12 protein-coding genes are annotated in these 11,172 nt (G+C 46.8%); 11 read left to right on the plus strand and 1 reads right to left on the minus strand.

Annotated features, from left to right (window positions below; translation table 11 throughout):
- Positions 1-405: 405 nt before the first annotated feature.
- The 8 genes from ACJJI5_RS13575 to ACJJI5_RS13610 all read left to right on the plus strand — a co-directional run bounded on the left by ACJJI5_RS13575 (position 406) and on the right by ACJJI5_RS13610 (position 8,434).
- Positions 406-1,656 carry an efflux RND transporter periplasmic adaptor subunit gene (locus tag ACJJI5_RS13575; protein ID WP_444905372.1) on the plus strand — a complete coding sequence of 417 codons (1,251 nt, stop codon included), beginning with the start codon at positions 406-408 and terminating at the stop codon, positions 1,654-1,656.
- A gap of 34 nt (positions 1,657-1,690) precedes the next feature.
- Entirely contained in the window at positions 1,691-2,407 is a 717-nt protein-coding gene (locus ACJJI5_RS13580; protein ID WP_444905373.1) for an ABC transporter ATP-binding protein, read from the plus strand.
- Entirely contained in the window at positions 2,404-4,839 is a 2,436-nt protein-coding gene (locus tag ACJJI5_RS13585; RefSeq protein WP_445354344.1) for an ABC transporter permease, read from the plus strand. Before ACJJI5_RS13580 ends, ACJJI5_RS13585 begins: the two co-directional genes overlap by 4 nt.
- Positions 4,840-4,927: 88 nt before the next feature.
- The gene (locus tag ACJJI5_RS13590) at positions 4,928-5,836 is read left to right on the plus strand and encodes an alpha/beta fold hydrolase (protein ID WP_445354345.1); all 909 of its coding nucleotides are present in this window, start codon (positions 4,928-4,930) and stop codon (positions 5,834-5,836) included.
- A gap of 137 nt (positions 5,837-5,973) precedes the next feature.
- Positions 5,974-6,345, plus strand: coding sequence for a RidA family protein (locus ACJJI5_RS13595; RefSeq protein ID WP_444897162.1), 372 nt, complete (start codon positions 5,974-5,976; stop codon positions 6,343-6,345).
- Between the two features lie 73 nt (positions 6,346-6,418).
- The gene (locus tag ACJJI5_RS13600) at positions 6,419-7,021 is read left to right on the plus strand and encodes a hypothetical protein (RefSeq protein WP_444905376.1); all 603 of its coding nucleotides are present in this window, start codon (positions 6,419-6,421) and stop codon (positions 7,019-7,021) included.
- A gap of 99 nt (positions 7,022-7,120) precedes the next feature.
- Complete coding sequence (locus tag ACJJI5_RS13605; RefSeq protein WP_445354346.1) at positions 7,121-7,627, plus strand: arsinothricin resistance N-acetyltransferase ArsN1 family B; 507 nt, start codon at positions 7,121-7,123, stop codon at positions 7,625-7,627.
- 489 nt (positions 7,628-8,116) lie between these two features.
- Complete coding sequence (locus ACJJI5_RS13610) at positions 8,117-8,434, plus strand: heavy metal-binding domain-containing protein (protein ID WP_413665654.1); 318 nt, start codon at positions 8,117-8,119, stop codon at positions 8,432-8,434.
- A 12-nt stretch (positions 8,435-8,446) separates the two neighbouring features.
- Here the strand turns inward: ACJJI5_RS13610 and ACJJI5_RS13615 are convergent, their stop codons facing one another.
- On the minus strand, positions 8,447-9,508 hold the full coding sequence (locus ACJJI5_RS13615) for an FAD-dependent oxidoreductase (RefSeq protein WP_413665653.1): 1,062 nt from the start codon (positions 9,506-9,508) through the stop codon (positions 8,447-8,449).
- 273 nt (positions 9,509-9,781) lie between these two features.
- On the opposite strand from ACJJI5_RS13615, the gene ACJJI5_RS13620 reads away from it, so the two are divergent.
- The 3 genes from ACJJI5_RS13620 (at position 9,782) to ACJJI5_RS13630 (ending at position 11,095) form a co-directional block, all read left to right on the plus strand.
- On the plus strand, positions 9,782-10,201 hold the full coding sequence (locus tag ACJJI5_RS13620; RefSeq protein WP_413665652.1) for a hypothetical protein: 420 nt from the start codon (positions 9,782-9,784) through the stop codon (positions 10,199-10,201).
- A gap of 275 nt (positions 10,202-10,476) precedes the next feature.
- The gene (locus tag ACJJI5_RS13625; RefSeq protein ID WP_413665651.1) at positions 10,477-10,887 is read left to right on the plus strand and encodes a hypothetical protein; all 411 of its coding nucleotides are present in this window, start codon (positions 10,477-10,479) and stop codon (positions 10,885-10,887) included.
- Between the two features lie 49 nt (positions 10,888-10,936).
- Complete coding sequence (locus tag ACJJI5_RS13630) at positions 10,937-11,095, plus strand: hypothetical protein (RefSeq protein WP_282932647.1); 159 nt, start codon at positions 10,937-10,939, stop codon at positions 11,093-11,095.
- Positions 11,096-11,172: the final 77 nt, after the last annotated feature.

Here is an 11,172-nt window from a genome sequence, read left to right on the forward strand (position 1 = left end):
TCACTAAGCCACGACACCTTTATTCCCACTACATCTCCACAATTTTACTTGTGAACCTATCCTCAAAATGCATTGGGTAATCGTTAAACCTCTCAAGTTACTGCCCACCTCACAATATTCAAACCATCCTGTATTTCCCCACCATTCACCGCAAGCAACTGGTTCTTGTACCAATTTTCCTGCATTTTCAGCCTCTCCTAAAACCCTTTTAAAGCCCTGAGTTTTGATCACAAAAATATGCTCGACAGTACTAATTACAAGATAAAAACCCACCCTCCCTCGGAGTTCCAACAGGAATACACCCGTTTTAAATAGTTATGATTTTCCACCTCTAACTCGCCCCCGCATCAAGGTTTCACAGTAGAAAAGCGTGCAACGATTGCTTAACCAAGGAAATGCCGCAATATGGATATTATTAAACCTAAGAAACGCCCCCTGATTAAGCACCCTTTAATGCTAGGTGGTGCTGCTCTTGCTTTTGTGGCATTTACCAGCACCCTCTTGTTACTTCCTGACAGCGCCTACAAGGTTGAGCGGGAACAGCTAATGCTAGGCACCGTCCAACGGGGAGACCTACAAGTTGTGGTAGATGGTTATGGTAGGCTGCGTTCAGACAAGCAGACGTTAATTACCGCTCTAACCGCAGCGAATGTTGAAAAAATCATGTTGCGTCCCGGTGCAGAAGTACAAAGTGATAGCATCATTATGCAGCTGAGCAACCCAGAATTAATGCGCGACCTGGATGCAGCCGAAACCTCCCTGGAACAAGAGGAAGCTAATCTGCGGCGGCTTGTTCTGAACAATCAGCGCGATGTTCTCGCGGAGGAAGCCATACTCGCGGAACTGAACTCCAATTACCAAGTAATCAAGTTGCGTCGCGAAGCTGAGGACGAGCTGGTAAAAAGTGGAGTGGTTTCCCAGCTCACCTACCAAACCACCGTCTTACGCCAGGAACAGATGAAAAAACGTGTGGACCTGCAAAAACAGCGTATCAATCACTTGCGCAAAGTCGCCGTCGAATCAGAGTTAATCCAGCGCGAGCAAATCAACCAAGCCCAGACCCAACTGCAAAGTATCCAGCAACGAACAGACCGACTGACAGTACGTGCCGGTCTGGACGGCATACTGCAACGACTACCGGTAGAGCTGGGGCAAGGTGTCAATCCCGGCCAGGAGCTGGCGCTGATCGGCAGCGAGACAGATCTACTCGCCTTGGTTCAAGTACCACAATCCAAAGCAGAGCAACTGGAGGTTGGTCAGCCCGCTGAAATTGATACCCGCAGAGAAAAAGTCGAAGGTATGGTAACCCGTATTACTCCTGAAGTTCGGGACGGCAATATTGAAGTGGAAATTGCTTTTAGCGCGGGCGCGCCAGAATCTGCCAGGCCACAGCTCAACGTCGATGCCCGGATCTTCACTGCCACGATGGAAGATACGCTGTTCGTCGAGAGGCCTATCAATGTGCAGAGGCACAGTGAGGCCAATCTCTTCCTGATTAATGAAAACGGGGAGGAAGCGGCACTCCAGCCCATCAGCTTCGGCGAGGAGTCGGGTCGATATATCCAGATCACCCAAGGCCTCAATGAAGCGGACCGTATCATCCTCTCGGATATGGCCAATTTTAATGCAGCTGAGCATATCCAGATTATTGACTAAAGCCTGAAACCTAAAGCGAGAAAGGGAGTTCGCTATGTCCAAGCCAATCCTCCATATGGCCGGGATCACCAAGGTGTTCAGCACCGCAGATATGGAAACTCACGCCCTGCGAGGCGTTGACCTGAGTATTTACCAGGGGGAATTTGTATCTATCTGCGGCCCCTCGGGTTGCGGTAAATCCACACTTCTCTCGATTCTCGGCCTGCTGGACCTCCCCACCAGTGGTAGGTATCAGATTGAAGGCATAGAAGTCGCTCAATTGTCGCTGAGTGAGGCGGCGACTATTCGCAACGAGAAAGTAGGCTTTATCTTCCAGTCCTTTAATCTGATTGACGAACTCTCTGTCTACGACAATATCGCCCTGCCCCTGCGATACCGCCGCAATCCCATTCCCAAGTCTGAAGCCGACAAAAAAGTGAAACACTGTCTGGAGAAGGTGGGGATGAGTCACCGGGCCGCTCACAAACCTAACCAGTTATCCGGTGGCCAACAGCAGCGAATCGCCATAGCCCGGGCGCTAGTTGGCAATCCGTCCCTACTACTGGTGGACGAGCCCACCGGCAACCTGGATTCCCACAATGGCGATGCAGTAATGGAAATGCTGCGGCAGCTCAACAATGAAGGGACCACCCTGTGCATGGTGACCCATGACCCTCGTTATGCAGACATGGCCAGCCGCCAACTGCATCTGCTGGATGGAAAAATCTCAACGCCGCAGCCCATACTAGAGCCCCATGAGATGGCCCTATGATCACCACAAAGGACCTGTCCATTGCCCTCCAGTCCCTCAATCGGGCGCGGAGCTACGCCACCACTATTATTCTGACCCTGGGTATCACTCTCGGCGCCCTGGTAACACTATTTAATCTCAACTACCAACTGTTAGCCGCACCCCTACCCTACCCGGACGAAGATCGGCTGTATGTCGTGAATGGTAATCTCTACCAGAACAAGCAGCTGCGGCTGGAAAACAACAGCCAATACCCTGCCCTGGTTGAAATCTATAAGAACGATAGTTTCTTCGAGTCCAGCGCCCTGGTGTACTTCTGGGAAGATGTGGCTCGCAATTTATCCGGATCACCACGGGTTAATGTTTCCTATGTCTCTCCGGAATATCTCCAGCTGGCTGGAGCACCCCTGGCCTTAGGCAGACAATTCAATGCCGATGAAGGGCTCGACAGCCGAGTCCCTGTGGCGGTTATCAGCTATCAAACCTGGGAGCAGATGTTCCGGCGCAACCCAAATGTCTTGGAGCAAAGCCTGCAATTTGGGGAGGTGGACTTTCGCATTGTCGGCGTCACCGCCAAAGACTTCATTGAACCCCAAATCTATAAGCAGGGCCGGCAAACGGCGGTCTGGCTGCCCTGGGACTTTAACGATACACAAGTAGAGCGCAGAAATAATTGGAGAGGCTTCCTGCCTTTCCGCATGCTCACAGGAAAGCTGAAGCCGGGCATTGACCCCGCCAGTGCGGGGCATGAATTGAGCACATTAATGGATGCCCAGTATCAAACGGCCCTAGCGAGAAGGTCCTCTTCGGTAGAAAGGTCCGTTGAATACCGACTCACCCCCTTCGCCAATAAAATACTTGGCGACAGCGCCACGCGAACCTTAATGGTAATGGGCGGTACACTGGTGCTTCTGTTAATTGCCTGCGCCAATGTTACCAACCTGATTCTTTCTCGCGCAGCCAAACAACAACGCAATATGGCGATACAGGTCGCGTTGGGCGCACATAAAAAACATATCTTTTTGGCCCTGCTATGTGAAATCGGCCTACTTATGTTAGGGGCTGCATTACTTTCTCTACTTTTAGCCCTGGGATCGACGGAAGTATTAAAGGTGATGGCTACGGAACAAATTCCTCGCATTCAAGAGCTCACCTTAAACTGGCAGACACTGGTTTTTGCACTGTTGTGTGCCTTACTGCTCGCCCTGTTCTTCTCAGCCATAGTCAGTCGCCAGGTTAATTACCGCGCACTGAATCAAATGCTGCAGAGCAGCGGCAAAGGTTCTGGCGTACAGATCTCGCCTCTAATCCGCAAAATCCTCATCAGCAGCCAAGTGGCGATGACCAGTTTGCTTATCGTCGCCAGCTTGCAGATTTTCCTTCAAGCTAACCGACTGATTAACCAGCCCTTTGGCTTCCCCTTGGACAACGTTCAAGTGATGACTCTGAATATCGGCAATCTTAGGAGTGCCCCCACTGCCGAACGAGAGAGTTATCTGAAGGCCATCAGGCAAAGATTGCTGGAGCACCCTAAAGTACAAAATGCCAGCCTGAGCCTAAACACTCCTATCTCCATCAGCCGGCCACTCTGGACCACATCCCTGAGTCATTATGCCAGCCGACAAAACCCGGTGATGGCCAAGACCACAGTGGTCGACGAAAACTACCTTTCCATTTTGCGTATGCCTTTGATAGCTGGCCGCCATATCAATGCGGCTGAATTTTCCGATAACAATCGCATGATGCTCGTCAACGAAACCCTGGCCCAGCAACTGGAGCCGGATGGAGAAGTATTAGGCAATCGCTACTACTGGCGAGGTGACTTGCCCTACCAAGTGGTCGGTGTAGTACGCAACGCAAGCCTGCCCGGCAAAAAGGAACCCGCCCGCTTATTTGTGCGCGGTATCAACGTGAGCTATCCCCTACTCGTACTTAGACATAAGCCTCACCAACCGCTCAGCACCACAGAGATTAATCGGGAGTTTGCCGAAGTAAACAGGCAGTACAAAGTTTCTGAGCTATTCACCCTGGAGCAGGCGCGAGACCTACTCCTAAGCAATGACCGGGTCTCAGTTTGGGTAACCACCGCCCTGACATTACTGGCACTTAGCCTCGCTGCCATCGGTATCTTTGGAGTGCTCAGTTACAGTGTACAACTGCGGCGTACTGAGCTTGGCGTGCGCATGGCAATCGGCGCCCGCCCAGCGACGATTTTCTATCACACCCTGATCGATAGCCTGATTCCCGTCGTTATCGGTATCGCTGTAGCGACTTTGGTCCTCGTCCCTCTGGCGCTTTGGCTTGAGCAAAGCGAGTTCAGTATTGAAACCAGCCTATGGGGCTGGCTGCTACCACCATTGCTTATTATCGGCCTAACCGCCTCGGTGACCCTGCTTTCAGTATGGAAGATAATCAACAAGCCCGCGATTTACGCATTGCAAGGAACAGGATAATTACTTTCCACCTGTAGCCGCTGCTTGAGGTTGCGCGCTCATCGTGCAATCTTTACAGCAAATACAACAATAAGAAATGGAACAGCCAATGCAGCCTCAGCAGTGGTTATCAAACGGAAAGATTTTTGATTATCAAAACCACCAACTCTTCTATGTCGATAGCAACCCAAGCTGCCGACATAAACCAGTGCTGCTTTTGATTCACGGTTTTCCAACCAGTAGTTATGACTGGCAAAAGGTATGGGCCCAACTGACAGCGCACTATCGCTGTATTGCTATGGATATGCTGGGATTCGGTTACTCAGACAAACCCAAGCAGCATAACTACAGTATCCACGGGCAAGCTGATTTACATGAAGCTCTTCTGCAACATTTAAACATCAACAAGGTCCACCTGCTGGCCCATGACTATGGGGATACCGTTGCCCAGGAGTTACTCGCCAGAGCCAATAGCGGTGGTACCACGAGGTATGCCTCAGCATGCCTGCTAAACGGAGGTCTATTTCCAGAAACTCATCAAGCGCGTTTCGTACAAAAACTGCTGCTCTCTCCCGCAGGCTTCCTGATCAATAAACTGATGAATTACCGGCAGTTTTGCCGCAGCTTCAGTGCCATTTTCGGACCAGAGACACAACCCTCTGACAGAGAGTTGCGAGACTTGTGGCAAATTCTCCAATATAAGAATGGCAACCGGCTCCTTTATAAACTAATCAGCTATATGCGCGACAGGCGCCAACATCGTCAGCGCTGGGTCGACGCCCTAAAGCAATACCCCGGCCCCCTATTACTAATCAATGGCTCATTAGACCCAGTTTCAGGGAAGCATATGGTGGATCGATTTCGGCAACTGATAGATCGGCCAACGGATATTGTTGAGCTGGGAACGATTGGGCATTATCCGCAGTGGGAGGCTCCTGAAAATGTTGGGAATGAATATCTAAAATTCCTAAAAATACACCAGAACAACCCTTTCTTACTTTCTACACTATCGGAGTAAAGTAAACTACTAGGGTAATGAGAGCTAATCATAGTAGCAATGCCGACACACTAGCCACTAGTAGTAATAACTAAGACTGGAATCTTCCTGTTTTAATTTAGTAAATCACCCAATTACAGAGCACAAAAGTAGATAGAATGATCGAAAGGATAAACTACCAAGACCTTCCCCAAGCTGCAGGCCCTTATGTACACGCAACAAAGCACAACAACACCCTATACATATCTGGCCTTACAGCGTATGAAACCGAAGTACAATCTTCTAGCTTGATTGCTCAGACTACTGAAATACTTTCCCAGCTTTCAATAATCCTTGATTGCGAGGGACTGGTAAAAAATAATTTAGTCAAACTAACAATCTTTGTTCGCGATATTGGCAGTCTAACATCCATTCGAGAGCTACTTTTTCAATTTTACGAAGAAAGTTTACCCGCTTGTTCATTGGTGGAAGTTTCAAAACTAATACACCCAGATTTACTAGTAGAAATAGAAGCTATAGCAGCCCTTTAGCGATGAAACTTACAAAATTTCACAACATTTATCTTACACTTCACGCACGAAAAGCGAGACCCAACATTTGAGTATGAGACACTTAACGACAAAAGCCATTACTATTCTATATTGCATTTCGGCCCAATATTCTATTGCCAGTAATGAAGTAACAATACATAAAATACCAAAGGAGAAGGTTGCACAGGAAAATAAACTGCTCACTGATTTATTCACCCAAGACCAAAGCGCGCGCATTGCCCCCCACCGTGACATTGACTGGGAATCACTAAATCATGAAGACAAAACCCGGCGGATAAAAGTCTTAAAAATGCTTGAGAATGGGCATATTAGAACGTCAAAGGACTACTATCATGCAGCACTTATCTTCCAGCATGGTAATAAATCAGAAGATATAAGACTGGCCCATGCTCTTGCCACTATTGCAGCAACCCTGGCAGAGGATAAGAATAAAGCTAATTGGCTAAAAGCGGCCACTTGGGATCGCTTAATGATGAATCTTGGTCGGCCACAGTGGTACGGCACTCAGTTTGTTAAAGATGACTCTGGAAACTGGAGCCTTTATAACATTGATTCTGATATAGTCTCTGATCAGCAGCGAATAGATTGGTCCGTTCGTACACTAGAAGAATCAAAGGCCATGGAAAAGTCGCTAAATAGTAAAAAGAAAAGTTAGCATTGATAAAGCTTTACAGAGCCAGCCAGCGGGTATCTGGCTAGTCAGTTCACCACCAATCTCTGGCCAATGCTATCAAACATAGGGAGAGACAACAGTATGATACGAGCAGTTAAAGCTTCTGACTCTGCTGGGATTGCTAAAATCTACAATTACTATGTGGAGAATACCTGTATCACTTTTGAGGTAGAGCCAGTTTCTGCAGAAATTATCGCCGACCGAGTCGAAGAATGCTCAAAAAACAATCTTCCCTGGTTAGTTGCTGAGAATGAGGGCCGTTTAATTGGCTATTGTTATGCCAGTAAATGGAAAGGACGCTGTGCTTACCAGTATTCGGTGGAGGCTACCGTGTACTTGGACACGAACTATTCCTCTAAAGGCTGGGGCTCGAAGCTCTATAATGAACTGTTTAAACAGTTAAGTGAACTCAATGTCCACGCGGTAATCTGCGGTATAGCTCTACCAAATGCAGGCAGCGTAGCACTTCATAAGAAGTTTGGAATGGAAAAAGTTGCTCATTTCAAAGAGGTCGGCCGAAAATTTAACCAGTGGATAGATGTTGGTTATTGGCAGTGCTTACTCCCCTTAAGAAAGGAGAAAGCATGAAATAAGTACTTCATGAAGGAGTACATTTTAAGCAACTTTTATGTACCCACATTAACCCCACTAGGGAATTTTAACCTAAATTTTACCAAATCCTCTCTAATCTAGGGTCATAACTGCGCGCTTTTGCGCAGCAAGGGCTATTACATTGAGTAGCCGAGACTTTATTGAGGGCACTGATTCCCCCCCCCATTATACCAAAATAAAAGTGGACAACTTACTATAGAGAAAGTTGCAGCAATTACTGGATTGCTTTTAATTTAGCTCATATTCCATCAAAAGTTACTGGCCTATATGATCATTACACTTTTCACCCCGGAACCCTACCTCATTTAATGTAAGATAAAAGCTAAAACCCAGAAAAGGTACGGTAGCTAAAAACAAACATTCGACCACCATAAAACAATTAAATATATTCGCATAACGGATCCAGGTTAGGGTAAGATCACCAAAAGAGCCAAAAATATAGGTAATTATAATTAAGGGAGTGATATGATTTTTTCAACTACAGAAACAGTACCAGGAAGAGAAATATCGGAGGTACTGGATATCGTTACGGGCAACGTTGTTCAATCAAAACATATCGGCCGTGACTTAATGGCAGGTATAAAGAGTATTGTCGGTGGAGAGATACGAGGCTATACGGAAATGCTGACCGAAGCGAGAAACAAAGCTTTTCAAAGATTAAGTGACAGTGCCCGGCAAAAAGGCGCTGATGCCGTGGTAGGAATTCGTTTTACTACAAGTGCAATTATGGATGGCTCCTCAGAAATTCTTGTTTTTGGTACAGCTGTAAAACTAAAAAAATAGGTTGGAATGCCCCTAAAGTTCTACCGCAAACTGCCCCAGTTTTCTCCGCACCGCAGGAATAGAACTGGCGGCAGCGATTAACGCTCGAAATTCAAATCTTGCTTTCAGGGATTGTCCAGTGATCATTTTCCGGCCACGCTCAGTAACCTCAATAACCTTTTTATCTTCTTGGTGGCGCAAATCAGAGTAGCCTAGGAGCTGCCCCTCAGTGATCCGTTTTGCCAATTCGGCTGCATCAGCTATCCCAAGGTTCATACCACGACCTCCAACCGGAGAGTGGCAATGGGCAGCATCCCCAGCTAGATGTATCCTGCCCTTTGAGTAAGTTTCCGCTTGCCGAATTGAGATTTTAAAGGTTCCCTCCCGCCGAACCCTCTTAACATCCACCGCCATCGGAAATGCTTTAATTGCATTATCACAGCTAGCTACCAGACGGTGTCGGCCTTCTCCCAATGGCACGGCAACAGCGACCACGCCAGATTCCATTTTGACCAAGGTAAACTTTCTTTTAGGAGGCCAATCCCCTGTATCAACATCCGCGATTGACCACACTTCTTCCAAGTCAAATCCAGGATAACTGATACCTGCAGCTTCACGAACAGTACTGCGAATACCATCCGCTCCTACGACCAGGTCAAATTGCTCCTCTTCACCATTATCAAAAAAAGCCACTACCCCACTCTTTTCCTCGGTAAGGGTTTTGAGTTCTTTCCTATATTCAACTTCGACTCCCATACCAAATAAAACCTGAGCCATGAGAGCTTCAGTTCTGTCTTGAGGAAGTCCAAGAATGGCGGGGAAATAAGTCCGATCGGAATGAAGGGGGAACTCTAGTGCTAAATGCGTATTTAGGTAAATGCATGCGCTCTGAACAGCGATCCCCTCAGCAATCAACTTTTCAGAAACGCCAGAGTGAGAAAGCAACTCAAGGCTGCGAGAAGTAACTCCCACTGCTCGACTAAGGGTTGACGCGCTATCCCGGCGGTCCACAATTCTTGGCAGTAGCCCTCGCCGAGCAAGCTCGACCGCTGTTGTAAGGCCCGTGGGCCCAGCCCCAACAATCAGTACTTTCACAGGCTACCTCAAATAACCCCACCTAACAGTAAGATAGTACATATGAAAGAGTAAGGGTGACTAGCTGGTCTGAGGCTCTTCATAAAAAACCTCGGCCGCTATCTGTGATCTCTTCACAGCAATACCAGTCACCGCTTGGTGAGTACGTGCTTAAACTTGCGAAGTCGAAACCTCTAATATCTGGCAACGATCTACAGAAGACTCGTCTTGCCAATAAGTACCCACTGTTATATCGATATTTTTTATGTTTCAGCTCTTGGGTATAATTTCTAAATGATTACACCACTTTACGATGATGTACATGGACTCGCACTTGAGATAGTCAATAAATCCGCCTCTGGGGATAAAGCTGGGTGCCAAGACTCCCTCAACTCGCTAGAGAGACTATGCGCAAAATATGCCGGAGGCGAGCTAGACCATCCCCTACAGTGGGAGGCTCTGGGTGATTTTTCAGAAAGCTGTGAGGATGCAATACAGGCATACACCCAGGGACTTAACTGCTCCATAAAATTAGATCTCCCTTTGTATTCAGCTTCAATTGCCCTGGAAATGGCTGAATGTTTTTTGAGACTAAACAATCAAGATAAAGCCTTGAAATTTGCCCATAAAGCACGTATCTATTCTGTCAGTACAGAGGATTATGAACTACAAGAATCCATTAACAATTTCCTTAGAAATCTTATACAGGTTTAGTTTACCCTTAAAGACCATCCAAGCTGAGTTATCATAGTTAACTAAAACAATGATTCTAAGATCACTGATTACTTCTATATTAGTCAGCCTAAGTTACACTCTGGCTGCACATTACATTTACGATAACTCTTTTGGTGAAGGTGAAATTCTGAAGATCCAGGCCTCCATATTGATGTTTCAAGCTTTAGTCGTTTTCATACCTACATTCACTGCCTGCTTACTAATCACACTCTGGCTAAGCAAGATCAATAGAAAGACAAAATAAGACATTCTGTATGCCCCCAACTTCAAGCATCATGGCTACCGCTTCAAAAATCAGCCTTTGCCTTATAGCAAGTTCAATAGCAACTCTTATTTCCATTATGGAGTACTGGCGAGGGCTTAATGGTAACGAACTTCTTTTAGCCAGAAGTGTCTCCGCTGTAACAACTGCCGGGAAAAACGGCCCCAAGTATATAGAACCGACGCTAGCTGCCGGAAATGATGGCATTACTGAAGTTCAAGTCATCTTAATGGCTCTAGGCTTATCGGCACTTTTGGCCTTAAGTTCGCTGATAGTGGTGACGATTTACAGGGTCAGGCACGGCCATCACAAACTCTATCTGCCTTTAGCTTTCTGTTCTACAGTTCTATGCTTGGGCATTATTTATGTTGGGTTTAAGTCCGGTATTCAGTATAGTCTTTGAAGTAGGACAAGCTTAGGCTAGTACTGAGGCATAACAAAGGAATATCAAAGTGAAAAGAATTGCCACCGCACTGCTATTTTTATTTGCGGCGATTGCCTGCTACGCTTTCGGAGTCCCTGTGGGAGGAGTAATCTTCCTTGCTCTTGGCATTATCTTTGAAGGAATCTTCTGGATTAAGCTATTTAAACGTAAAAAGAAGCCAACATAGGTGTAGTAATACAACGTTACTTCGGCTAGATTCAATTGAACTAGTGATTATCGAATAAACTACACGCCTCAACCTGG

It is taken from the genome of Microbulbifer maximicatervae (SeqCode), from assembly GCF_052467955.1.

Excerpts from the sequence above, each read along its gene's own strand:
- ACJJI5_RS13610 (WP_413665654.1), top strand. The coding sequence starts at position 8,117 with ATGATTTTTTCAACTACAGAAACAGTACCAGGAAGAGAAATATCGGAG.
- ACJJI5_RS13590 (WP_445354345.1), top strand. The coding sequence starts at position 4,928 with ATGCAGCCTCAGCAGTGGTTATCAAACGGAAAGATTTTTGATTATCAA.
- ACJJI5_RS13595 (WP_444897162.1), top strand. The coding sequence starts at position 5,974 with ATGATCGAAAGGATAAACTACCAAGACCTTCCCCAAGCTGCAGGCCCT.
- ACJJI5_RS13585 (WP_445354344.1), top strand. The coding sequence starts at position 2,404 with ATGATCACCACAAAGGACCTGTCCATTGCCCTCCAGTCCCTCAATCGG.
- ACJJI5_RS13580 (WP_444905373.1), top strand. The coding sequence starts at position 1,691 with ATGTCCAAGCCAATCCTCCATATGGCCGGGATCACCAAGGTGTTCAGC.
- ACJJI5_RS13600 (WP_444905376.1), top strand. The coding sequence starts at position 6,419 with ATGAGACACTTAACGACAAAAGCCATTACTATTCTATATTGCATTTCG.
- ACJJI5_RS13625 (WP_413665651.1), top strand. The coding sequence starts at position 10,477 with ATGCCCCCAACTTCAAGCATCATGGCTACCGCTTCAAAAATCAGCCTT.
- ACJJI5_RS13575 (WP_444905372.1), top strand. The coding sequence starts at position 406 with ATGGATATTATTAAACCTAAGAAACGCCCCCTGATTAAGCACCCTTTA.
- ACJJI5_RS13620 (WP_413665652.1), top strand. The coding sequence starts at position 9,782 with ATGATTACACCACTTTACGATGATGTACATGGACTCGCACTTGAGATA.
- ACJJI5_RS13605 (WP_445354346.1), top strand. The coding sequence starts at position 7,121 with ATGATACGAGCAGTTAAAGCTTCTGACTCTGCTGGGATTGCTAAAATC.